This window comes from Streptomyces glaucosporus (genome assembly GCF_039533345.1).
Taxonomy (GTDB): domain Bacteria; phylum Actinomycetota; class Actinomycetes; order Streptomycetales; family Streptomycetaceae; genus Streptomyces; species Streptomyces glaucosporus.
The window spans coordinates 167,847-190,772 of record NZ_BAAATJ010000002.1; the positions used below are offsets into that span (position 1 = coordinate 167,847).

The 22,926-nt window shown below is 74.8% G+C and carries 21 protein-coding genes; 9 read left to right on the forward strand and 12 right to left on the reverse strand.

Features of this window, described 5'->3' with window-relative positions; translation table 11 throughout:
- Positions 1 to 34 precede the first annotated feature (34 nt).
- A complete protein-coding gene (locus tag ABD358_RS02880; RefSeq protein WP_344629196.1) occupies positions 35 to 682 on the forward strand; it encodes a TetR family transcriptional regulator in 648 nt (215 codons plus the stop codon).
- Positions 683 to 921: 239 nt separating this feature from the next.
- Here ABD358_RS02880 and ABD358_RS02885 read toward each other — a convergent pair whose 3' ends face one another.
- The gene (locus tag ABD358_RS02885) at positions 922 to 2,124 is read right to left on the reverse strand and encodes a S8 family peptidase (RefSeq protein WP_344629197.1); all 1,203 of its coding nucleotides are present in this window, start codon (positions 2,122 to 2,124) and stop codon (positions 922 to 924) included.
- A gap of 428 nt (positions 2,125 to 2,552) precedes the next feature.
- Here ABD358_RS02885 and ABD358_RS02890 point away from each other — a divergent pair, with 428 nt between their 5' ends.
- The gene (locus ABD358_RS02890) at positions 2,553 to 3,695 is read left to right on the forward strand and encodes a flavin-containing monooxygenase (protein ID WP_344629198.1); all 1,143 of its coding nucleotides are present in this window, start codon (positions 2,553 to 2,555) and stop codon (positions 3,693 to 3,695) included.
- A gap of 50 nt (positions 3,696 to 3,745) precedes the next feature.
- On the opposite strand, the gene ABD358_RS02895 is transcribed toward ABD358_RS02890, so the two are convergent.
- The gene (locus ABD358_RS02895) at positions 3,746 to 5,053 is read right to left on the reverse strand and encodes an MFS transporter (protein WP_344629440.1); all 1,308 of its coding nucleotides are present in this window, start codon (positions 5,051 to 5,053) and stop codon (positions 3,746 to 3,748) included.
- Positions 5,054 to 5,136: 83 nt separating this feature from the next.
- Between ABD358_RS02895 and ABD358_RS02900 the strand changes: the two genes are divergently transcribed.
- The gene (locus ABD358_RS02900; RefSeq protein WP_344629199.1) at positions 5,137 to 6,192 is read left to right on the forward strand and encodes a GlxA family transcriptional regulator; all 1,056 of its coding nucleotides are present in this window, start codon (positions 5,137 to 5,139) and stop codon (positions 6,190 to 6,192) included.
- Positions 6,193 to 6,199: 7 nt separating this feature from the next.
- On the opposite strand, the gene ABD358_RS02905 is transcribed toward ABD358_RS02900, so the two are convergent.
- Positions 6,200 to 6,721 carry an ATP-binding protein gene (locus ABD358_RS02905; RefSeq protein ID WP_344629200.1) on the reverse strand — a complete coding sequence of 174 codons (522 nt, stop codon included), beginning with the start codon at positions 6,719 to 6,721 and terminating at the stop codon, positions 6,200 to 6,202.
- A 241-nt stretch (positions 6,722 to 6,962) separates the two neighbouring features.
- On the opposite strand from ABD358_RS02905, the gene ABD358_RS02910 reads away from it, so the two are divergent.
- Entirely contained in the window at positions 6,963 to 7,487 is a 525-nt protein-coding gene (locus ABD358_RS02910; RefSeq protein WP_344629201.1) for a hypothetical protein, read from the forward strand.
- Positions 7,488 to 7,508: 21 nt separating this feature from the next.
- On the opposite strand, the gene ABD358_RS02915 is transcribed toward ABD358_RS02910, so the two are convergent.
- Entirely contained in the window at positions 7,509 to 7,883 is a 375-nt protein-coding gene (locus ABD358_RS02915) for an STAS domain-containing protein (protein WP_344629202.1), read from the reverse strand.
- Positions 7,884 to 8,214: 331 nt separating this feature from the next.
- Here ABD358_RS02915 and ABD358_RS02920 point away from each other — a divergent pair, with 331 nt between their 5' ends.
- Entirely contained in the window at positions 8,215 to 8,841 is a 627-nt protein-coding gene (locus tag ABD358_RS02920) for a sigma-70 family RNA polymerase sigma factor (protein ID WP_344629203.1), read from the forward strand.
- 68 nt (positions 8,842 to 8,909) lie between these two features.
- Positions 8,910 to 10,004 carry a zf-HC2 domain-containing protein gene (locus ABD358_RS02925; RefSeq protein WP_344629204.1) on the forward strand — a complete coding sequence of 365 codons (1,095 nt, stop codon included), beginning with the start codon at positions 8,910 to 8,912 and terminating at the stop codon, positions 10,002 to 10,004.
- A gap of 143 nt (positions 10,005 to 10,147) precedes the next feature.
- Here the strand turns inward: ABD358_RS02925 and purU are convergent, their stop codons facing one another.
- Together purU and ABD358_RS02935 are read right to left on the reverse strand one after the other, a co-directional pair.
- Positions 10,148 to 11,050 carry a formyltetrahydrofolate deformylase gene (purU, locus tag ABD358_RS02930; protein ID WP_344629205.1) on the reverse strand — a complete coding sequence of 301 codons (903 nt, stop codon included), beginning with the start codon at positions 11,048 to 11,050 and terminating at the stop codon, positions 10,148 to 10,150.
- Between the two features lie 45 nt (positions 11,051 to 11,095).
- Positions 11,096 to 11,542 carry an SCO4402 family protein gene (locus ABD358_RS02935; RefSeq protein ID WP_425576238.1) on the reverse strand — a complete coding sequence of 149 codons (447 nt, stop codon included), beginning with the start codon at positions 11,540 to 11,542 and terminating at the stop codon, positions 11,096 to 11,098.
- Positions 11,543 to 11,714: 172 nt separating this feature from the next.
- On the opposite strand from ABD358_RS02935, the gene ABD358_RS02940 reads away from it, so the two are divergent.
- Positions 11,715 to 13,028, forward strand: coding sequence for an ABC transporter substrate-binding protein (locus ABD358_RS02940; RefSeq protein WP_344629207.1), 1,314 nt, complete (start codon positions 11,715 to 11,717; stop codon positions 13,026 to 13,028).
- Positions 13,029 to 13,077: 49 nt separating this feature from the next.
- Here the strand turns inward: ABD358_RS02940 and ABD358_RS02945 are convergent, their stop codons facing one another.
- Entirely contained in the window at positions 13,078 to 14,466 is a 1,389-nt protein-coding gene (locus tag ABD358_RS02945) for a hypothetical protein (protein WP_344629208.1), read from the reverse strand.
- A gap of 136 nt (positions 14,467 to 14,602) precedes the next feature.
- Positions 14,603 to 15,997 (reverse strand): NsdA family TPR-like regulatory protein, encoded by a 1,395-nt coding sequence (locus ABD358_RS02950; protein ID WP_344629209.1) that lies wholly within the window; start codon positions 15,995 to 15,997, stop codon positions 14,603 to 14,605.
- A gap of 330 nt (positions 15,998 to 16,327) precedes the next feature.
- Between ABD358_RS02950 and ABD358_RS02955 the strand changes: the two genes are divergently transcribed.
- A complete protein-coding gene (locus ABD358_RS02955; RefSeq protein WP_344629210.1) occupies positions 16,328 to 17,020 on the forward strand; it encodes a bifunctional DNA primase/polymerase in 693 nt (230 codons plus the stop codon).
- A gap of 82 nt (positions 17,021 to 17,102) precedes the next feature.
- Here ABD358_RS02955 and ABD358_RS02960 read toward each other — a convergent pair whose 3' ends face one another.
- Together ABD358_RS02960 and ABD358_RS02965 are read right to left on the reverse strand one after the other, a co-directional pair.
- The gene (locus ABD358_RS02960; protein ID WP_344629211.1) at positions 17,103 to 17,972 is read right to left on the reverse strand and encodes an alpha/beta fold hydrolase; all 870 of its coding nucleotides are present in this window, start codon (positions 17,970 to 17,972) and stop codon (positions 17,103 to 17,105) included.
- A 513-nt stretch (positions 17,973 to 18,485) separates the two neighbouring features.
- Complete coding sequence (locus ABD358_RS02965) at positions 18,486 to 19,181, reverse strand: iron-dependent transcriptional repressor DtxR (RefSeq protein WP_344629212.1); 696 nt, start codon at positions 19,179 to 19,181, stop codon at positions 18,486 to 18,488.
- Positions 19,182 to 19,392: 211 nt separating this feature from the next.
- On the opposite strand from ABD358_RS02965, the gene ABD358_RS02970 reads away from it, so the two are divergent.
- On the forward strand, positions 19,393 to 20,145 hold the full coding sequence (locus ABD358_RS02970) for an SIS domain-containing protein (RefSeq protein WP_344629213.1): 753 nt from the start codon (positions 19,393 to 19,395) through the stop codon (positions 20,143 to 20,145).
- Between the two features lie 78 nt (positions 20,146 to 20,223).
- On the opposite strand, the gene ABD358_RS02975 is transcribed toward ABD358_RS02970, so the two are convergent.
- Both ABD358_RS02975 and pdxH read right to left on the reverse strand, forming a co-directional pair.
- Entirely contained in the window at positions 20,224 to 21,621 is a 1,398-nt protein-coding gene (locus ABD358_RS02975; RefSeq protein ID WP_344629214.1) for a PAS domain-containing protein, read from the reverse strand.
- 389 nt (positions 21,622 to 22,010) lie between these two features.
- On the reverse strand, positions 22,011 to 22,634 hold the full coding sequence (gene pdxH, locus ABD358_RS02980; protein WP_344629441.1) for a pyridoxamine 5'-phosphate oxidase: 624 nt from the start codon (positions 22,632 to 22,634) through the stop codon (positions 22,011 to 22,013).
- Between the last annotated feature and the right edge of the window lie 292 nt (positions 22,635 to 22,926).

Sequence of the window (22,926 nt, forward strand, 5' to 3'; positions counted from 1 at the left end):
TCGCGTGCCGATCATCCCTCGGTAAGCTGACGACATGACAGGACAAGTACGAACTGTTGACGGTCGGGTGGCCGGGCGACGCGGCCAGGCGACGCGGCAGAAATTGCTCGACTGCCTCGACGAGATGCTCAGCTCGTCGCCGTACCGCGATGTCAGGGTCATCGACGTCGCACGGCGCGCGGGGACCTCCCCCGCCACCTTCTACCAGTACTTTCCCGATGTGGAGGGCGCCGTTCTGGAGCTGGCCGAGGGGATGGCGCAGGAGGGCGCGTCCCTCGCCGACCTGGCCGCCGGCCGGTCCTGGAGCGGCAAGGCCGGCTGGCAGACGGCGGAGGAGCTGGTGGACGGCTTCCTCTCCTTCTGGCAGCGGAACGACGCGATCCTGCGCGTGGTCGACCTGGGGGCGGCGGAGGGGGACAAGCGGTTCTCCAAGATCCGCGCGAGGGTCCTGAACGGCGTCATCGCGCCCCTGGCCGAGTCCATCGAGAAGCTCCAGTCCAGGAGCCGGGCGGACCAGGGCGTCAGTCCGGCCGCCGTCGCCGGCTCCCTGGTGTCGATGCTCGCCTCGGTGGCGGGCCAGCAGAAGGCCGTCCAGAGCTGGGGCGCCAAGCGGGCCGATCTGAAGCCCAACCTCGCCTACCTGCTCTACCTCGGCGTCACCGGCCGCAGGCCCACCCGGTAGGACGCCCGCCCGTCCCGCTCCGGAGCCGCGTTCCTGTCACCCCGCGTCATCCGGCCGTCGCCGTTCCCGTCCTGTCATCCCTGTTCCGCCCCTGTCCCGCCCCGGCCCGGCCGACCGCCGCCCCCCGTCGCCGGCCACTCTCCGCCGTCGCCGTCCCGTCCGTCCCCGTCCCGTCCGGCGCCCGGCCGGCCGGCTCCTGTCACCGGCCGGCCGGGACGCCCCGGACGATTCCGCCGTGCTCAGAAACGGCTGTGGAGGAGTCTGTTCGGCGACCCCGTCCCCGGCCCCGTCACGCGGTCGGCGCCCGCCGTGTCCAGCAGCGCCCGGGCCACCTGCGCGGGGGTGGCGGCCGGGTTCCCGGAGACGTAGAGCGCCGCGGCGCCCGTCACGTGCGGCGCCGACATCGACGTGCCGCTCATCGTCTTCGTCGCCGTCGCCGAGTCGATGCCGGCCGACGGGACGGACGCGCCCGGCGCGAACAGGTCCACGCAGGTGCCGTAGTTGGACCAGCTCGGCCTGGAGTCGTCCCGGGCCGTCGCGGCCACCGTGATCACGGACGGCTCGCGGGCCGGCGACTGCGTGCAGGCGTCGACGCCCTTGTTGCCGGCCGAGACGGAGACGGTGATGCCCGCCTGGACCATCTTCCGCACCGCCGCGTCCTTGGCGTCGCTCGCGGCGCCGCCGATGCTGACGTTGGCCACGGCGGGCTTGACGGCGTTCTTCACGACCCAGTCGTAGCCGGCCAGGACGCCCTCGGTGGTGCCCGAGTTCTGGCAGTTGAGCACCTTCACCGCGACCAGCTTCACGTCCTTGGCGACGCCGTGGGTCTCGCCGCCCACGATGCCCGCCACGTGCGTGCCGTGCCCGTGGCAGTCGGAGGCCGTCCGGGTGCCGTCGACGAAGTTCCAGCCGTACGAGGCGCGTCCCTCGAAGTCCTGGTGGGCGATGTTGATGCCGGAGTCGACGATGTACGCGGTGACGTTCGGGGCCGTGGTGTCGTAGGTGTAGCCGGCGTCCAGCGGCAGGTCGCGCTGGTCGATGCGGTCCAGGCCCCAGCCCGGGGCGGCCTGGGTGTCGTCGCCGCGCTCGACGCGGTTGGCCTCGACGTACGCGACCGCCGGGTGGGCCGCCAGACGCCGCGCCTGCTTCTCGGTGGCCTTCAGCGAGAAGCCCTTGAGGGCCGAGGCGTAGGTGCGGTCGGCCTCGCCGCCGAAGGCGTCGGTCAGCTCCTCCGCCTTCTCCTTCACGTCCCCGGGGGCCTTGAGTTCGCGGGCGGCGGCGCCGGTGTCCTTCAGCACCACGATGTACTGGCCGTCCAGGGCGTTCGGCGCCTCGGCGCCCCGGACGACGCCCAGGGGGGCGGCGTCCGGGTCGGGAGTGGCGGCTCCCGCCGTCGCGACCGTGGTGCCGGTGAGGACGAGCGCCGCGACGGCGGCGCCCATGGATATGCGGGATCTTCTCGGTCTCTTCACCGTGGGTCTCTCTCCGATGGGTGGTTGGGCTGGAAAACGGTCGCGGTCGCGATCCGCGCCGCGCGGCGTCCGTGTGCCGCCGCGCGGGCCGGAAGCGCCGTCAGCGGCTCCGTTCGCGGGTGGGCCCGGCCGCCGGGCACGCCGCCTCCGGCCGGAGTGTCCCCCGGCGGGCGAACGGCTCCGGCGGGACGGCGGGCGCCGGGGGCGCGTCCGCGCCCGCGGACTGTCCGCCTCCGTCGCGCCTCATGTCGCGGCACCTTAGTGCCGCCGTCCCACGGGTGTCACCGGCCCCGGGCGTCCCACGGCGGACCGGGAGGCGCACCGCCGCCCCCGCCGCCGCCGTCCCGGGGCGGCATGGGGCCGGAGGTGGGGCGGGGCTAGGCTCTATCGTCATGCCCATGTCCGACAAGAGCAGACCCGTACACATCATCGGAGCGGGCCCCGGGGGACTGGCCACCGCCGCGGCGCTGCGGAAGCACGGCATACGCTCGCTCGTGCTGGAGAAGTCGGACGCCGTCGGCGCCTCCTGGCGCGGCCACTACGACCGGCTGCGGCTGCACACCACGCGCCGCCGCTCCTCGCTCCCGGGGATGAGGATCCCCCGCTCGTACGGGCGCTGGGTGCGCCGCGACGACCTGGTCCGCTACCTGGAGGAGTACGCGCGCCACCACCGGCTGGAGGTGGCCACGGGCGTGGAGGTCGACCGGATCGACCGGGCCGACGACGGGAGCTGGCTGCTGCGGGCCAACGGCGGCCGCGAACTCCCCGCCCCGGTGGTCGTGGTGGCCACCGGGTACAACCACACCCCGCGCGTGCCCGACTGGCCGGGCCGCGACTCCTTCGCCGGCGAACTGCTGCACGCCCGCGGCTACCGCAACGCCGAGCCGTACGCGGGCAGGGACGTGCTGGTGGTGGGCACCGGCAACACGGGCACGGAGATCGCCCTGGACCTCGCCGAGGGCGGCGCGGCCCGGGTGCGGCTCGCGGTCCGCACCCCGCCCCACATCCTCCGCCGCTCCACCCTGGGCCGGTCCGCCCAGGCCAACGCCGTCGCGGTGCGGCGGCTGCCGGTGCCCCTGGTGGACGGCATGGCCCGGGTGCTGGCGAGGGCGACGCTCCCCGACCTGTCGGCGCACGGGCTGCCGCGGCCGGAGGCCGGGCTGTACACGCGCGTGCGGCAGGGCTCGGTCCCCGTCCTGGACACGGGCTTCGTCAAGGCGGTGCGCAAGGGCCGGATAGAGCCGGTCGCGGCCGTGGAGTCCTTCGACGGGCCCGAGGTGCGCCTCGCCGACGGCACCGCGATCACCCCCGACACCGTCATAGCGGCCACCGGCTACCGGCGCGGGCTGGAGGACCTGGTCGGCCACCTCGGCGTGCTGGACGACCGCGGGCTGCCCCTCGTCCGCGGCCCCCGCGAGCTGCGCACCGCCGCGGGGCTGTACTTCACCGGCTACACCAACCCGATCAGCGGCATGCTCCGCGAACTGGCCATCGACGCCCGGCGGATCGCCCGGGTCGTCGCCCGCACGACGGCCGGCTGAGCGGCCGGACGCCGGTCCGGGCAGCCGGCGGGGACCCGGTGCGGCGCCCGTCACGCACCGGAGGCGACCGCCGCCGGGGCCGGACGCGCGCGGATCACCAGCGCCATCAGGGCGGCCACCGCGCACAGGGCGCCCGAGGCCACCCACACCGGGGTGTAGGAGCCGAGGAGGTCGCGGGCCACGCCCCCGGCGAAGGCGACGATCCCGGCGCCCACCTGGTGGGAGGCGAGCACCCAGCCGAAGACGATCGCGCCGTCCGCGCCGTAGTGCTCGCGGCACAGGGCGATGGTGGGCGGGACGGTGGCCACCCAGTCCAGGCCGTAGAAGACGATGAAGAAGATCATCGGCGGGCGGACGTCCGGGGCCAGCAGCAGCGGCAGGAACAGCAGCGAGACGCCGCGCAGCGCGTAGTAGACGGCGAGCAGCCGGCGGGAGTCGAAGCGGTCGGTGAGCCAGCCGGAGAACACCGTGCCCAGGATGTCGAAGACGCCGATGACGGCCAGCAGCGAGGCGGCGGTCGTGACGGGCATGCCGTGGTCGTGGGCGGCGGGCACGAAATGGGTCTTGATCAGGCCGTTGGTGGAGGCGCCGCAGATGGCGAAGGTACCCGCGAGCAGCCAGAAGGGGCCCGTCCTGGCGGCGTCCAGCAGGACGCGCACGGCGCGTGCGGCGGCGCCCGGCACGGGCGCCGGCCGGGGTACGAACTCCGTGGCGCCGTACGGCGGGAGGCCGACGTCGGCCGGGTGGTCGCGCAGCAGCAGCCATACCAGCGGCACCACCGCCAGCGCCGCCAGCGCGACGGTCACGGCGGCGGGCCGCCAGCCGTGCTGGGCGACGATCCACGACAGCAGCGGCAGGAAGACGAGCTGCCCGGATGCGCCCGCCGCGGTGAGGAGGCCGGTGACCAGGCCGCGCCGGGCGGCGAACCAGCGGTTCGCGACGGTCGCGGAGAACGCCAGGGCCATCGAGCCGCTGCCCAGGCCGACGATCACGCCCCAGCAGAGCACGAACTGCCAGGCGGCGGTCATGAACACCGCCGAGCCCGCCCCGGCGGCGATGAGGGTGAGCGCGCAGGCCACCACGCGGCGGATGCCGAAGCGGTCCATCAGGGCCGCGGCGAAGGGCGCGGTCAGCCCGTAGAGCATGAGGTTGACGGAGATGCCGAAGCCGATCGTGCCGCGCGACCAGCCGAAGTCCTCGCGCAGCGGGTCGATCAGCAGACCGGGCAGGGAGGCGAAGGCCGCCGCGCCGACGATCGTCAGGAAGGCGACGGCGGCGGCGTACCAGGCGGGGTGGACGCGCGGGACGCGACGGGCGGAGGGCGCGGACCGGACGTCCTCCGCGCCCCCGGGAGGCAGGGTCTGGGTCACGCGTTCCACCCTGGCCGCCGGGACGGCCGGAAACGAGTGGCCCGAAGGCCACTGTGTGCAAGGATCGGGCCATGGGATCAGCCCAGTCCGCCGGTTCCGGCCCCTCCGCCGCCTCCCGCTCCGCCGTCTTCCGGCACCCCGGCCGCCACCGGGTCGCCGTCCTCGTCCGCCACGGCCTGCTGCCGATCGAGCTCGGCATCCCCCACCGGATCATGGGCGGGGCGCGCTCCGCCGGAGGCGACCCGCTGTACGAGGTCGTCACCTGTGCCCTCGAACCCGGCCCGGTGCGCACCGACGCCGACTTCGCCGTCACCGTCGAGCACGGCCCCGAGGCGCTGGCCGAGGCCGACACCGTGATCGTCCCGGCCTCCCACGAGCGGGACGCCCCTTACACCGAGGGACGTCTGACGCCCGCGCTGGAGGCCGCGTTCGCCCGCATCCGGCCCGGCACGCGCATCGCGTCCATCTGCACCGGCGTCTTCGTCCTGGCGGCGGCCGGGCTGCTCGACGGGCGGCGCGCCACCACGCACTGGAAGGAGTGCGAGCGGCTCCGGCGGCTGCACCCGGCGGTCGAGGTGGACCCGGACGTGCTCTACGTGGACGAGGGCGACGTCCTGACCTCGGCCGGAGTGGCCTCCGGCATCGACCTGTGCCTCCACATGGTGCGCGGGGACCACGGCGCGGCGGTGGCCGGCGACGTGGCCCGCCGCACCGTCGTACCGCCCCACCGCGACGGCGGCCAGGCGCAGTTCGTCCGGCGGCCCGTGCCGGAGCCGCGGGTCCACACCACCGGGGCCGCCCGGGAGTGGGCGCTGCGGCGCCTCCACCGGCCCGTCACCCTGCGCGAGTTGGCGGAGCGGGAGGCGATGAGCGTGCGGACCTTCACCCGGCGGTTCCGCGACGAGGTCGGCACGAGCCCGCTGCAGTGGCTCACCCGGCAGCGGATCGAACGCGCCCGGCACCTGCTGGAGAGCAGCGATCTGCCGGTGGACCGGGTGGCGGAGCAGGCGGGCTTCGGCACCGCGGCCTCGCTGCGCCGGCACTTCCAGGAGGCGCTCGGGGTCTCCCCCAGCGCGTACCGCCGCACCTTCCGCGGGTCCGACGCTCCCGGAGCGAGACGGACGTGACCGCCCGTCAGGTGGGGACCGTCCAGGTGCGCGGCTGGCCGTGGACACCGTCCAGAAGCGTTTCGGCGGATGCGGGACGTCCGGCGTTCCCGGTGCCGGCGGGGGCCGCGTCCGCCGTTCCCGCGACGTGCTCGCGGTCCAGTTCGCACCAGATGCGCTTGCCCGCGTCCTCCTGGCGCCAGCCCCAGCGGTCGGCGAGGCCGCAGACCAGTTCCAGGCCGCGGCCGTGGGTCTCCTCCTCCTCGGCCTGTCTCCGTCTCGGGGGTCTGCTGCTGGAGTCGGCGACCTCGATCCGCACCGTTCCGCCGCCCGCGGCGCGGCCGGAGAGGAGTATGCGCAGCAGGGCGGGACGTCCGGTGTGGACGACGGCGTTGGTGACCAGTTCCGAGACCAGCAGCACCAGGGTCTCCGTCAGGGACTCGTCCGCTCCCACCCCGAAGCCGGCGAGGCAGGAGCGGGTCCACGCACGGGCCTTCCCCACCTCCCTGGGATCGGTTCCGACCTCCAACTGCGCCTGAAGCATCTGCACCCTTCACACCACCCTGCCCGGGAGCACACGACCCGCGCCGACGCGAGGCCACCGTCCGCTCCCCCGGTGGAGGACAGCCTGATGGACCCGCGGTCACGGCAACAAGCGCTTCGGGCATATTCCGGCGCAAAGGAGTAGCGATACCGCATACTGTGCGACGCTCCGGAGGGGGAGTCGAACGCCCGGCCCGAATGCGTCAACTCCCGTCCCTTCGGAGCCTTTTCGTGATCGACTGCCTCCCATGGAAGCGATAGCAGCGGTCATCGCCGTCCTCGGCACCCTGCTGGGGTCGGGCATCACCTATGTCTTCCAGCGGAGGACCACCGCCTACGGCGAGGAGCTGGCGCGCCGGGAGAGACTGCGGCAGGAGCGGATCGACGCGTACTGCCTGTACGCGGGAGCTCTCCACAACTACCGGCGGATGCTGGTGTACCGGTGGTTCGCGGTGCACGAGCGGCCCGGCGAGGAGGACATGCCGTCCCTGCTCCGGGAGATCTACCGGCTGCGCTCGGAGGCGCACGAGTCGCTGTTCCGCGTGCAGCTCCTCACCCGCGACCCCGGGCTGGAGGACGAGGCCCGGACCGCCCTGGACGCGGTGACCGAGCTGCACGGCACCGGACTGAGCCGGGAGGAGCTGGACGCCCGCCGGATCACCTCGAAGCGGGCCATCGAGGCCTTCGTCGCGGCGGCGGCCCACCACGTGGGCGAGCCGCCGGGACCGGGCACCGGCCGGCCCCGGGCGCTCGGGCGGCGGACGGCCGCCTGAGGCGGGCCGGCGGAGGATCCGTCAGGCGCTGAGGGGGCTCGCGGCGTCGTCCGTCGCGGCGTCGAGGTCCGGATAGCAGTCGAAGAGCCTCCGGACGCCGAGCGCCGCGAGGACGCGGTTGACGTGGGAGCCCTCCACCGCGCCCTGGGCAGGGAGGATCAGCCGCAGGCGTCCCGCGCACGAGCGCATCAGGCGGCGCGAGGCTATGAGGACGCCGACGCCGCTGGAGTCGCAGAACAGCACCTGCGACAGGTCGAGCACGAGGCTCCGGCGGCCGTCGGCCACGGCGTCGTGCACTCGCTGGCGGACCGCCGGGGAGGTGACGAGATCCAGCTCGCCCGACACCCGCAGAACGGCCCACTCCCCCCGCTCCTCCTCGATCACCTTCAACGACACGTGTCCGTAGTCCCTTCGTCCGCCGACACCGACCGGAACAGTCTCTTCCCGTCCTCTCCGTGACGGCCGTCCTCACCGGCCCCTGCCCGAACTGGTGCAGACCTCGACCCTATGCCGAATCAGGTCTCGCCCTCCCCCCACTTCCGGTCACACCCGCATAACGCAGCACCGGATCCGGACACGAACGAACCCGTCCGATCCATGGCAAGGAACACAAAGCGACAGGCCCGCCGCCGCGAGCGGCGGCCCCCGGCGGACGTTGCCGTAAAGAGGGGCGTCCTGTCGGCCGCTGCCACTACATTCGGGATGGACAGGAGGGCTGGGGGTGGGAATGCCGAACGAGACACCGAACGGGACGCCGGGCGAGACGGCGGTCGGGACGCCCGCCGGCACAGCGGCCGGAACAGCGGCCGGAACACAGCCCCACGGGGACCACGAGACACGGCTGCGGCTCGCCCGGGGCGAGGAGTCCGCGCTGCGCGAGCTGTACGACACGTACGCCTCGACGGTGCACGGGCTCGCCCTCCGCTTCCTGGGCGACGAGGAGGCCGCGGACCGGATCGTGGGCGAGGTCTTCGCCGAGGTGTGGGAGCACCCCCTGGCGTACGAGCCGAAGCGCGGCTCGCTCCGCTCCTGGCTCTCCGAGCTCACCCACCGGCATTCCGTGCGCGCCCTGTGCGAACGCATGCCCTGCGGGGAGTCGTGCGAGGACCTCGGGGAACGGGTCCGCAACGCGTCGGCGGCCGCCCGCGCCGACCTCATGGCCACCGCCATGCCCGTCCCGCTGCGGGACGCGCTGGAACTGGCGTACGTCCGGCGCCGGGACTACCGCGCGGCCGCCGCCGAACTGGGCGTGAGCGAGGACGAGGCGCGGCGGCGGCTGCGCCTGGGCCTGCAACTGCTGTCCACGGCCATGACGCGCGCGGTCCCGGGACCCGGCACCGGGAGAGCCTCGTGAACCGTCCGGACGGCGGTCCGTCCGGCGGACCCGCGGGCGGGGGCGGCGCACCGCCCTCCGGGGAGGGCGTGCCACCCGGGTACGACCACTTCGCCCTGAAGTCCCTGCTCGGCGTCTGGGCGCTGTCCGTCTGCTCCCCCGAGGAGACCGCCGCCGTCGAGGCGCACCTGGCCGGCTGCGCCTCCTGCGCCGACGAGGCGCTGCTGCTGCGTGAGACCGTGGGCCTGATGCACCGCGAGGAGACCCTGGACCTGGACCCCCGGCTGCGCTCGAAGGTGCTGGAGGAGTGCCTGCGCCGCCGCCCGGCCGAGTTCCCCCTGCCCCGGTGGGCGGCGCCGTACGACGCGGAGACCGCGCGGCTGGACGCGCTGCTGCGCGACATGGGCGACGGGGAGTGGGACACCCCGGTGCGGCTGCGCTGGGCGGAGGGCGAGCGCACCCTCACGCTGTGCGGGGTACTGGCCCACCTCGGCTCGGTGGACGGCCTGGTGGCCACCACGCTCGGCCTTCCCGACCCGCTCGGCCCCGGCGCCCCGCGCACCGTGGCCGCCCGCACGGAGGCCGCGATCGAGCGCTGCCGGCAGCACGGTCCGCCGTTCGTCCGGAACAAGTGGCGCACCCAGACCAGGAACATCGTGCGCACGGCGGCCCTCCGGGCCGGGGAGGCGGCCGGGCTCACGGTGGACTTCACCGACGTCCGGCGGCCGGTGTGCGAGGCGCTGATCGGCCGGGCGTTCGCGTGCTGGATCCACGCGGGGGACATCGCGGCGGCGATCGACTACCCCTACGGGCCGCCCGCGCCCGAGCACCTGGGCCCGATGGTGGACTTCGTCGCAGGGCGCCTGCCCACGGCCCTCGCGGACCGACGCCGCGCCGGGCTGGCCGCCCCGCCCCGGCGCCTGACGGCCGCGGGCGCGCCGGGCCGCACCCTCCGTCTGGAGGTCGAGGGTCCCGGCGGCGGCGAGTGGTACGTCCCCCTGGACTCCCCGGCCGCCCTGGCCACGCCGGAGCAGACGGTCGCCCGCCTGGTGATGGAGGGGACGGAGTTCTGCCTGCTGGCGGCGGGGCACGTGCCGCCGCAGGAGGCGGCCGCGGGCCAGGAGGGCGACCGGGAGGCGATCCGGGACGCCCTGTGGGCCGTGGCCTCCCTCTCCCGCATGTGAGGGCTCCCGTCCGCGAGCTCCCCGTCCATGCGCCCGCCGTCCGTGCGCTCTCCGTCCCCGGGCCTCTCCGGGGCTCCCTCCGCCGTCCCCGGGCTCCGGGGGCCCGGGGACGGCGGGGAGTGTCCGGGGGCCCGGTCAGGGACTCAGGCGAAGACCACCGTGCGCCGGCCGTTGAGCAGGACGCGGTGCTCGCAGTGCCACTTCACCGCGCGGGCCAGCGCCTGGCACTCCACGTCGCGGCCGATCGCCACGAGCTGCTCGGGCGTGACCTCGTGGCCCACCCGCTCCACCTCCTGCTCGATGATCGGCCCCTCGTCCAGCTCGGCGGTGACGTAGTGGGCCGTGGCGCCGATCAGCTTCACACCGCGCGCGTGGGCCTGGTGGTACGGCCGGGCGCCCTTGAAGCTCGGCAGGAACGAGTGGTGGATGTTGATGATCCGGCCCGACAGCTCCTTGCACAGGTCGTCCGAGAGGACCTGCATGTAGCGGGCCAGCACCACCAGCTCCACCTTCTCCTCCCGGACGAGGTCCAGGAGCCGCGCCTCCGCCTCGGGCTTGGTGTCCTTCGTGACGGGGATGTGGTGGAAGGGGATGTTGTAGGAGGAGACCAGCTCCTCGAAGTCCGTGTGGTTGGAGACCACGGCCACGATCTCCACCGGCAGCGCGCCGATCCGCGTGCGGAACAGCAGGTCGTTCAGGCAGTGGCCGAACTTGCTGACCATGAGGACCACGCGCATCCTGTCGCCCGCGCGGTGGATCTGCCAGTCCATCCGGAAGGAGTCGCCCACCGCCGCGAAGCTGGCCCTCAGCTTCTCCAGGGTCACCGGCGCCCCGGCGCTGAAGTGCACCCGCATGAAGAACAGCCCGGTGTCGCGGTCCCCGAACTGCCGGCTGTCCTCGATGTTGCAGCCGGTCATGAAGAGGTAGCTGGAGACTGCGTGCACGATGCCCTGTTTGTCCGGGCACGAGAGGGTCAGGACGTACTGCTCGCGATCCTCGGACTGCTCGGACCGCTCGGGAAGCGGGGTGGACTGCGGCTGGCTCATGTGCACAAGCGTGGCACACCCGGAGGGGCGCCCGGCGGGGAGTGGTCAGGCCGCCCGCAGCATCGCCGCCAGCACGTCGAGGGAGTGGGGCGGTTCGTCCGGATCGTCGCCGTCGTTCGCCGCCATCAGGACGTGGGCGTCGCGGGCCGCGCGGACGGCCTCCGGCCAGGCCTGGTGCTCCATGTACACCGCCACCGGGGCGTCCGCGCCGACCTGGTGCATGATCCGCAGGACGCGCAGCACCGCCACGTCGACGAGGGCCGCCTCCTGGGCGTCGCGGAAGATCGTGCCTATGTACTTCTCCGCGGACCAGTTGTCCAGCCAGGTGTCCTCGACCAGGCGGTAGACGGCGTCCGTGACGTCGCCGTACCCCGGACGGCCCGTCAGCCAGCACTCCTGCTGGAACACGGGGTCGGAGAGCATGTGCAGCGCTGAGCGCACGTTGGTCCGCCAGCGCCACCACGGCATGTCTTTGCACGGCATGCCGTCCATGGTGCTGTAACGACCGCCGCGGCGTGAAGGCCTCTCCTGTGCGTGCACGGTCGTCGATCGTACTTTCCGCCCGAAACGCGCTCGCTCCGCCCCCCTCTGTTCACCCCTCCGTCACTGCCGGTTCGGTCTTCATCACTCGTCCGTTACAGCCGGAGCGGAATCGTGATGGTCCATGACCGCATGGCGTCGCAAACGTTCCGCCAGGACCACGGCCGCCCTCGCCGCCACCATGGGGGCCTGCGCCTCGCTCCTCACCGGCTGCGGCATGCTGCCCGGGGACGCCAGAGCCGACGACGGCACTGTGACCGTGATGACATGGGCACCGCAGGACACCAAGGCCACCAACATGCCGGGCATGCCCGGCATGGCGGAGGCGTACGCACGGTGGGTGAACGCGACCGGGGGCATCGAAGGGCGCAGACTCCGCGTTCTCACCTGCAACGACCACAACGACTCGGTGAGCGCCGCCCGGTGCGCCAACCGGGCCCGCGCCGAGGGGGCGGTCGCGGTCGTCGGCTCCTACAGCCAGCACGGCCGCACGTTCATGGCCGCCCTGGAGACGGCCGGGATCCCCTACATCGGCGGGTACGGCATCACGGACGAGGAGTTCACCAGTCCGCTGTCGTACCCCGTCAACGGCGGCCAGGCCGCCCTGATAGCCGGGAGCGGCCGGCAGCTCGCCTCCCGGTGCGAGCGGGTCTCCCTGGTCCGTCCCGACACCGTCGCCGGCGACCAGCTCCCCGAGCTGCTGAACGCCGGCCTCGCCTCGGGAGGGCGCGGCGAGGCCGCGGACATCCTCGCGCCGGAGGACGCCTCCGACTACACCCAGTACGTCAGGCGCGCGCTGGAGGGCGTGGGCCTGGACGCCGACGGGGACGGGGCCGGCGCGGTCTCCGGCGGGGACCCCGCCGAGGCCTGCGTCACGGCCGTGCTCGGCGGGCGCACCGGCACCTTCTTCGACTCCTTCCGGAGGGTGGGCGCGGAGGGACCGCAGGTGCGGATCGCCTCGGTGCTGGGCAGCGTGCAGCAGTCCCTGGTGGACCGCACCGGCGGGCCGGACAGCCAGTGGGAGGGCGCGTACGCCACCGGCTGGTACCCGGTCTCCTCCGACCCGCGCTGGGCGCGGATGAAGGAGGTCATCCGCGAGCACGCCTTCGGCGACAACCGCATCGACCCGGCCGACCCGGGCGTCCAGACGACGTGGATCGCCTACACCGTGCTGCGCGCCGCGCTGGAGCACGTGGACGGACCGGTCACCGCCGGGTCCGTGCAGCGCGCCATGGAGACCATGCCGCCGGTGGACACCGGCGGGCTCACGCCCGAGCTGAGCTGGGGTTACGACGACATGCTGGCCGTCCGCGACCACCCGCGGCTGGTCAACTCGATGGTGACCTTCCAGCGGGTCCAGGACGGCACGCTGACCCAGGTGCGGAAGGACTTCGTCGACGTGCGGGAGACGCTGGAGGCCGCGCCCCGGAACGGCTGAGCGCGGCCCCTGCCCGGTTCCGGCCGGCCCGCCGGGACGGGCCGGTGCTCTACAGGTCGCCGAACTGCCGCTCGGGCAGGCCGTACTCGCGGGCGGTCGGATTCCACAGTCCGGCCGCCTTCTTCTTCGCCTCGGTGGCCTCGGCGCTGGCGCTGTTGCCCCGGGCGGTCCGGTCGGTGCTGCGCGCCCGTCCCTTGTGGCAGCCCTTCTTCCCCGCGACCTGGTCGGCCCACGCCGCGTAGTGGTTGTCCGCCGACGCCGACGCCTTCCACGCCCTGGTCAGGGAGTCGGCCAGCGCCTGGTGGTCGGGCAGCCGGTCGATCCGGATCTCGCCCAGCCTGGTCACCAGGTCGTTGCGCTGCCGGGCCGCGTCGCGCAGGTCGGTGGCGGCCTGCGCGAGGTTCTTGCACCGCTTGATGTTCTCGACGGACCGGATGACCGCGTTGCGGCTGTCGTTGCTGTCGGCGAGCAGCTTGTCCAGCTCCTTCGCCTGGGCCTCGGCGGGGTCGGTGGTGGGGCTGGGGGACGGCGACGGGGACTGCTCCGCCTGCGCGGAGGGCGACGCCACCGCCTGCGGCTGCTCCCCGGACCCGCCGTCGCTGCTCAGTGCCGCGCCGGCGGCCAGCCCGGCCGCGGCGCAGCCCACGACGACGATCCCGGCCACCGCGATGCGCGGCAGGCCGCGCCGCCCGCCCGGGCCGGACCGGCCCCGGTGCCCGTCCCCGCCGCCGTGTCCGCTTCCGTGTCCGCCGCCGTGCGACGGCCGCGGCGGGTACGGGGCGTCCGGGTCGATGGGCGGCAGCTGCTGGGTGGCGTCGGCGGGCCCGGCCGGCCGGGGACCGGAGGAGCGGAACAGGCCGTCGAAGTCCGCGGCCCCGGGCCGGCCGCCGGGGACGCCGGGAGCGCCGGGCCGTCCCCCGTACGGGGCGCCGGCGGGAGGCCGGGGAGCCGCCCGCCGGGGGGCGGCGGGCGCGCCCTCCGCGGACGGGATCCTGCGGAGCACCGTCGTGCTCTCGGCGTCCCGTTCCGGGGTGCGGGGGACGGCCCGTATGACCCGGGTGGCGTCGTCCTCGGCGCCGTCCGCCGGGGCCGCGGCGGCCACCGGCGGCAGCACCTGGGTCTCGTCGGCCGCACCGGGCACGGCGCCCGCCGCCGGAGGCTGCGGAGGCGTCTGCGGAGGCGTCTGCGGGGGTGCCTGCGGAGGCGCCTGCGGCGGGGCGGGGGCCTGGGGGGGCTGCGGCGGCACCTGCCCGTACTGCTGCCCGGGCGCCGCCGGAGCCGCCTGCTGCCCGGGCGGAGGCCCCCACGGCTGCCCCCAGGGCTGCCCCGCCGGCGGGCCGGCCTGGGGGCCGGCCTGCCCGGGAATCCGCGGCTCACCGTTCGACGGCAGGACAACACCCTCACGCGCCTCGTCGCCCTGTCGGCTGTGCGTCGTCACCGGGACTCCTCGTTCGCCTGACTGTCAGATCGTCGGCTCACGCTACCGGGTCGCTCGCGCGCCCTACCACGCCCCCGGAAGTGACGGCTCCGCGTTCCGTCCCGGCCGGAACGCGGAGCCCCGCACCGCCGTTCGCTCAGCCCGGGACGAGCTCCGTCTCCAGCCGCTCCGTGAACTCCCTGACCACCTGCTCCTCCCGGTACGGCTCCAGGCGTCCCCTGAAGTCCTCCAGGTACTCCGCGCCCCGCCGGGAGCGGAGTCCGCCCAGGAGCTCGGCCGCCCGCGCGCCCGCCTCGCAGGCGTGCTCCAGCTCACGCTGCTGCACCCGCGCCGTGGCGAGCAGCAGCAGGTCGATCGCCCGCCGCCGCGTCCGCCGCTCCGGAAGGTCCGTCAGGGCCTCCTCGGCACGGCGCTGGGCGGGGACGGGCTGGTTCAGGTCCCGGTGGCAGTGGGCGAGTTCGTCGGCCAGGTAAGCGGCGTCGAAGTGGGCTATCCACTCCGGGTCGTCGCCCGCGTCCGTGGCCGGCCCGGCCCGGTCGAACGCGGCCAGGGCCCGCCCGGCGGCGAGCTGGCAGGCGCGGGCGTCGCCCATCAGCGCGTGGCCGCGGGCCTCCGCCGCGTGGAACATCGCCTGCGCCCGCGGGGTCACCCGTCCTCGCGCGCCCTCCTGCGCGGCCCGGGCGAGCTGGGCTATCTCCCGCGGGGTGCCGAGCGCGGCGGCCAGGTGGCTCATGCCGGCGGCCAGTACGTAACCGCCGTACGCCCGGTCGTCCGCTGCCTGGGCCAGGCGCAGCGCCTGGATGTAGTACCGCTGCGCCAGGCCGGGCTGCCCGGTGTCCACGGCCATGTAGCCGGCCAGTTCGGTGAGCCGGGCGGCCGCGCCGAACAGCTCCCGCCCCACCGACTCCCGGTAGGAGCCCGCCAGCAGCCCCGAGACCACGCTGTTGAGGTAGTGGACGACGACCGGCCGCACATGGCCGCTGCCGAAGCGGTGGTCCAGGTCCGACAGGGCCGCGGTGGTCTCCCGCACCGCCGCGACGTCCGAGGCCCCCACCCGCGGCCCGGAGGTCCGCGCCACCTGGGGGTCCGGGGGCGTGATGAGCCAGTCGCGGCTGGGTTCCACCAGGGCGGAGAAGGTCGCCGGCTGGGCGGTGAGGAGATCGCGGCTGCCCACGTCGCTGCGCCACAGCTCGCTCGCCTGCTCGACGGCTCCGGAGACGGTGGACGCGAAGCGCAGGCCGACGCCGGCGGCCATGCTCCCGCCGCCTCCCATGCCGATCTCCTCGACCGTGACGGTCCGGCCGAGCTTGCGGCCCAGCGCCTCGGCGATGATGGCGGGCGCCCGGCCGCGCGGCTGCTGGCCGCGCAGCCAGCGGGCGACGGACGTCTTGTCGTAGCGCAGGTCCAGTCCGTGCTCGGCGCCGCACATGTTGACGCGGCGGGCCAGTCCGGCGTTGGAACAGCCCGCCTCCTGGATGAGCGCCTGCAGCCGTTCGTTCGGCTGCCGTGCGACCAACGGCCTGGCGGCCATGCGGTCCCCCTCCTGCTGGTGGCCGTGCCCGGGGCGCTCGCGGCGCCCGGGGCGGTCCGGGTGGCCGGCCGGGGCTCCGGCCGGGACGATCGGGACGGCCGGGACGGCGCGGACGCTCCCCTCGCGTCGCGCTTCCCCGCCGAGCGCATATGCCAAGATTTCCGGCACCGCGCCGCACAGGGAACTACCCATCCGCAGCCGCCCGTTCATGCGCGCGCCCCCGCTCGTGCACCTGTGCGCCCCACGTGCCGGACCGGTGCTTCCCATGAATCGATGACCAAGCCGTAACCCTTGGTCACCGGTAAAGTTGTGATGGTCGTGGAGGAGGCCATGAACATCACAACAGCGACAATGTCCGCCCCGGCAGATCCGCAGCTTCCCGAGCAGCGCGCCGAGCCCCTGGCCGGCCCGATGGTCGAGCATGCGGCACGGTACGCGGAGGACCGGCACTGGGACGTGTTCCCCGGCGCGTGGCTGGAGATCTCCGGGGGCGTGCCGCACTGCTCCTGCGGGGCGGCCGACTGCGAGGCGCCCGGCGCGCATCCCGTGCAGGAGGACTGGGCGGCACAGGCGACGGGCAGCGTGACGGTGGTGCGCCGCCTGTGGGCCGACCGGCCGGACGCGTCGGTGCTGCTGCCGACCGGGCGAACCTTCGATGTCGTCGAGGTGCCGGAGAGCACCGGCTGCCTGGCGCTGGCGCGGATGGAGCGCCTGGGAGTGCGGCTCGGCCCGGTCATCGGGACGCCGGACGGGCGGATGCTCTTCTTCGTCCTGCCGGGCGGCGCCGTCAAGATCCCCGATCTGGTGCGGAAGCTGGGGTGGTCCCCGAGCGGACTCGGGCTGACCGCGCTGGGCGAGGGGGACTGGGTGGCCGCGCCGCCGAGCCGGCTGGGCACGCGCGGCCCGGTGCTGTGGGCGAGGCGGCCGACGGACGCCAACCGCTGGCTGCCCGACGTCGAGGAGATCATCCCGCCCCTGGCGTACGCCTGCGGCCGTGACGCCGCCGCGGCCCGCGGCGCCTGAGCCTCCCGTGGCGGCCGGTCCTGCGGGGCCGGCCGCCACCGTCCGCCGGAGGCGCTTCCTACCCGGTCCGCGTGACGGCCCGTCAGGCGGGAAGCGCCTCCTGGAGGAAGGGCTCGACGACCTGCCGCCACCGCTCCGGCTGGTCGTGGTGGACGAGGTGCCCGGCGCCGTCCACCTCCGCGTAGACCCCCTGGGGGAGGACGCGGACCATCTCCTGCGCCTCGGCCCGGCCCAGTTCGCCGTCGAGGCCGCGGACCACCAGGGCCGGACAGCGCACCAGGGCCAGCTCCTCCCAGTGTGCCTCGTGGACCCAGCTCTCACGGATCATCAGCATCTGGCGCCGGGAGAACACCGGCCGCCAGCCGTCCATCCGCTCGGCCATCACCTCGGCGAAGAAATCGCCGCGCGAGGGACGGGGCCGCTCCAGGAGGGGGTCCTCCTCGCCGAACCACCGGCGGACGTCGGCGAGGGTGGCGAAGGGGACCGGCCAGGTCGCGAACCACTGCTCCCACTCGCGCTGGGAGCGCTTGCCCAGCGCCGAGGCCCGCATGTCGCAGATCACCACGGCACGGACCAGGTCGGGGCGCCTGGCGGCGAGCTGCCAGGCGGTGAGCGCGCCCATCGCGTGGCCGACGAGCGCCACGGGGGCCAGGCCGAGCTGCTCGATCACGGCCTCGGCGTCCGCCACGTACGTCTCGCGGTCGAACGGCCCGTCGGTGGGTTTGTCGCTGCGGCCGTGGCCGCGCTGGTCGAGGCCGACGGCGCGGTAGCGCCCGGAGAGCCAGCGGGCGGTGGCCGCCCAGTGCGAGGCGCGGCCCATCAGGCCGTGCAGCAGCAGCACGCCCGGCGGGCGCCGGTCGCCCCCGGCCCACGCGCCCTTGGGCGGATCGGCGAACTCCCAGGCCGCGAGTCGCAGACCACCCGCTCCTCTGACGCTGATGCGTCGAACCATGCGTCCCGGCACCCCCATTCCCTCTGTCCGCTCGTCCCCTTGCCGGCCCTTACGTTATCGAACTTCTATTCGAACAAGCTCTTCTGACGTGCAATACCCCTCGTTCGAGTGACACGCGGCGAGTGTCCGCCGCGTGTGCCGAGGGGAGACAGCTACCAGGAGGCGGACCGCTCGGGGACAGGGGTCCGCGGGGGGCGACCCCGGGAGTTCGGGGCCCGGGGTCGCGCAAGGGGGGCGACGGGGAGGGGACGCGGGGAGGCGGGATCCCGGCGCCGCACGGCGCCGGGATCCCGGTGTTCCTGCGGACCCATGGCCCTCCCCCCTCGTCCACGTATCCGAAAGGGTGCCACGGCACGGCCCCGGCCGCTCCCGTTCCGGCGACTCCGGCATTCCGGTGGCGCTGCGGCCCCCGGGACCGCCCGCGTGCCGGGCGAGCCCTCCCGGGAAACGGGCCCCCGGGAAACGAGCCCCCCTGGGCAGGGGCCGGGACACCGACCCGCCCGGCCGCCGGACTCAGCGCTTGGCGACGAACACGTGCGCGGCGACGGCGCGGGTCAGCTCCGCGGCCTCGCCGCCGCTGCCCACCTGCACGGCCCCGCCCACGCCCGCCGTCACGCTGACCACCGCGCCCGGCTGCACCCCGGCCCGCCGCAGCGTGTACATGAGCTGGGCGTCCGTCTGGATCGGCTCGCCGATGCGGCGCACCACGACCGTCTTGCCGTCCTGGCCCGCGTCCAGCTCGGACAGGCTCACCATGTCGTCGCTCAGGAACGGGCCGGCCTCCGCCGGCTCGCCCAGCTCCTCCAGGCCCGGGATCGGGTTGCCGTACGGGGACTCCGTGGGGTGCCGCAGCAGTTCGAGCACACGGCGCTCGACCGCCTCGCTCATCACGTGCTCCCAGCGGCACGCCTCCGCGTGCACCTGCTCCCACTCCAGGCCGATCACGTCGACGAGCAGGCACTCGGCCAGCCGGTGCTTGCGCATCACGCGCGTCGCCAGCCGCCGGCCCTCCTCGGTGAGCTCCAGGTGCCGGTCGCCGGCCACGGTCAGCAGACCGTCGCGCTCCATGCGGGCGACCGTCTGGCTCACCGTCGGGCCGCTCTGGTCGAGCCGCTCGGCGATCCGGGCACGCATGGGGACCACGCCCTCCTCCTCCAGCTCCAGGATCGTGCGGAGATACATCTCCGTGGTGTCGATGAGTCCGGACATGCGTGCCCCTCGTCAGCTCGTGCGGTGGCCCTGGCATCCAATTCTGACGCATGGGGCGGACAACCGTGCCGGCCCGCCGGGGCCCCGGGCGGCCGCGCACCGTTGACAGGGAAGTGGTCCAGACCTCACCGTGATCGCGGTGCCACACGCACGCCCGGGCGCTCCGGGACGTGCGCCACGACGCGTCACGACGACGGGAGGCCGCGGGGACATGGGCGGAAACGGGCTGGCGGAGCGGTTCATCGACGCGGCCATCGGTCTGCTGGCACGGGTGCGGGAGGAGGAGTCCGAGAGCATCGCCGCGGCCGGGAAGCTGATCGCCGACGCCTTCACCGCCGGCGGCCGCGTCTTCGCCTTCGGCGCGGGGCACTCCTCGCTGCCCGCCCAGGACGTGGTCTACCGGGCGGGCGGCCTCGCCGTGATGAACCTGCTGACCGTCCCCGGCACCACCGGCGTCGACGTCCGGCCCGCGCCCCTGGGCAGCGCGCTGGAGCGGGTGGCGGGCCTGGCCTCGGCCGTGCTGGACACCGGACCGGCGCGGGCGGGCGACGTCCTGGTGGTGATCTCCCTGTCCGGCCGCAACGCGCTGCCCGTGGAGATGGCCTCCCGCGCCCGGGACCTGGGGCTGAAGGTGGTCGGCGTCACCTCGGTCGCCTACGCGGAGGGCACCGCGCCGCGCAACGCGTCGGGCACGTTCCTGAGGGACCACTGCGACGTCGTCGTCGACAGCAAGATCGCGGTGGGCGACGCGGAGCTCACCGCGGACGGGATCGACGCGCCCTTCGCCCCCGCCTCGACGGTCGTGACGAGCGCGATCATGCAGTCGATCGTCGCCACGGCGGCCGGCGAGCTGGCCGCCCGCGGCCTCACCCCGCCCCTGCTGCGCTCGGGGAACGTGGACGGCGGGCACGAGTGGAACGCCCGCGTGATGGAGGAGTACGCCGACCGCATCCTCTACCGCTGAGGCCCGGTTCCTCCGCCGCCGAGGTCCGGCCGCGGCGTCCCGGCCGGACCTCGGCGGCGGAGGCGCCGGGGCCGGACCTCAGGCCAGGGCTCGGGCGAGGTCGACCGCGGCGGCGACGCGGTCCGCGACGGCCTCCGCGTAGGCCACGTCCGAGCGGTCGAACGCGCGGCGGCTCCGACCGCGCAGGAACGTGAGCACGCCCAGGGACCGCCCCCGGCTGCGCAGGACCACGGACAGCCCGTGCACCGTGCCCTCCGGCCACTTGCGGTCCCGGGCCCACCCCGGCACCGCCGCGCCGCCCACGCTCGTGCGGACCGGGCCGCACCGCTCGTACGCCTGGAGGGCCGGGTGGTCGTCCGGGTAGCACACCGGGACGCCCGTCGCCGCCGTGCCCGGCGCCGGGGCCTCGGCCGTGCGGATCAGGCGCACCGGCGCGTCCCCCGCCGCCAGGTCCAGCAGCGCGTGGTCGGCGAAGCCCGCCAGGGCGAAGTCCAGGTGGACCACCGCCGCCTCCATCGGGTCCTCGTACTCGGCCGCGGCCCGGGCCGCCCGGTGGAGCTGGTTGCCGCGGAACCGGAACCGCGCCGCCTCCTGCTCGGTCCGCCTGGCCTCGGTGACGTCCAGGAAGAACCACGCCACGCCCAGCGGCACCGGGGTCTCCTCCGCCATCGGGGAGACCAGCCGCAGGAAGCCGCTGCGCCAGCAGCGGCGCTCGTCCCCGCCGCCCGCCTCGCCGCTCCGGGCCGGCCGGTCCGCCCGGCCGGGCTCCGCGCGGAGCGTCACCCACAGCTCCGCCGGTCTCTGCGGCGGGCCCTCCGCCAGCACGTGCTGGAGCGCGCTCTCCAGCTCCTCCACGCCCTCCCCCACCAGCTCGCCCAGCGGCCGTCCGAGTATCGACGAGCGTCCGGCGCGCAGCGCGCGGACGGCGTGGCGGTTGGCGACGGCCGGGCGCAGGTCGGCGTCGACGAGGACCACTCCCCACGGGGCGTCGTCGAAGAGCGCCTCGCCGAGGGCGACGGACCGCTCCAGGTCGATCTGCGTGCGCACCTCGCCGAACGCGCAGTACACGCCGACGGGCCTGCCGTCCGCGCCGCGCACCCCGGAGGACTGGGTGCGCACCAGCACCCGCCCGCCGTCCTTGCGGAGCAGGGCGAACTCGTGGACCTGGCGGCCGGGCGCGGTCATCGCGCCGAACAGCCGCGCCTGGACGTCCTCGGCGTCGGCCGTGCGGACCGCCCAGCCCGCCAGCCCCCGGCGGCCGACGGCCTCCTCCCTGGTCCAGCCCAGGATGCGCTCGGCCTCGCGGTTCCAGTGGGTCACGACGCCGTCGGCGTCGAAGGCGCACAGGGCCGCGTCCATGCCGTCCAGGAGGGCCGCCAGCAGCCGCTCTCCCCCGGGCGCCCCGGAGGGGCCGCCGCGGACGTCGCTCCCGTCACCGGCGCCGTGTTCGTAGTGGGTCTCGGACTGAGCGGTCACCTGGCACCCCCGGCTGGCACGCTGCGCGCAACTGCACTCCCGATCATTCAACTCGAACGTGACGCACCCCACACCGGGTTCGGGGAAATCGTTGCGCCCCCGAAATTCACTTGCCGTTACCCGGTACCCGGGCATAACGTGCGAGGTACACGAGAAGGGAGGTGGTTCGGCAGATGAGTTGTTACCGGACGCGTGAGGTGGCTGCGGCCTAGGCGCCGTACGTCACACGTGACGCCGGCACCGCCGGCCAATCCCAAGCAGTCACCCGACCCGTGGGCTGTCGGTACGTCCGACCGACCCCCGTCGCGCCTCGCGCGATTGGGGCCAGGCCCACGGGTCGTCTGCGTTCCCGCGCGCCGCGGACGGCCCGTGCGGCCGGCAGGCGTCCCTCAGGGGCAGAGGCGCTCGACCGTCCAGCCCTCGTCCGTCCTGACGTAGCGCAGCCGGTCGTGGAGGCGGTTCTCGCGGCCCTGCCAGAACTCCACCGTCTCCGCCCTGACGCGGTAGCCGCCCCAGTGCGGGGGGACGGGAACCTTCTCCGTCTCCGGGTAGCGGGCCGCCAGCTCGGCGTAGACGCGGTCCAGCTCCTCCCTGGAGGCCGCCTTAGAGGACTGCTCGCTGGCCCACGCGCCGAGCTGCGAACCGTGCGGGCGGGTGCGGAAGTAGGCGGCCGTCTCGTCCCGGCCGGTCCGCTCCGCCGTGCCCGAGACGATCACCTGGCGGGCGACGGCGTGCCAGGGGAAGAGCAGCGAGACGTACGGGTTCGCCTCGATCTCGCGGCCCTTGCGGGAGCCGTAGTTGGTGTAGAAGACGAATCCGCGTGCGTCGAACTGCTTCAGCAGGACGGTGCGGGAACTGGGCCGTCCGCGTTCGTCCGCCGTGGACACGACCATCGCGTTCGGTTCGTGCAGCCCGGCGGCCACCGCGTCCTCGAACCAGCGCAGGAACTGCTCGTGGGGGTCGGCGGCGAGGTCCTCCTCGCCGAGGCCCTCGGCGCGGTAGTGGATCCGCATCGAGGCGGGGTCCAGGTGGGGGCGGCGGGCGAGGGTCTCACGGGCTGCGTCGTCGGCTTGGGGCACCCGTTCATCTTGCAACACGTCCGCGGCGGCGGCTCGCGGCCGACGAGTCTGCCCGTTCCCCGCCGCGCGTACACCTGGCGCGGGGGGATCGCGGAATGTGCCGCATCTCACTCTTCCCCCGCACTCGCCGGACCGGAAAGAATCGCAGGCCGGACCGCTGTGGCCTTCGCGCATAGCGGGCTACGGCGTCCGACCAGTCGCCGCCGGTGACCACCGGCAGCGCGGG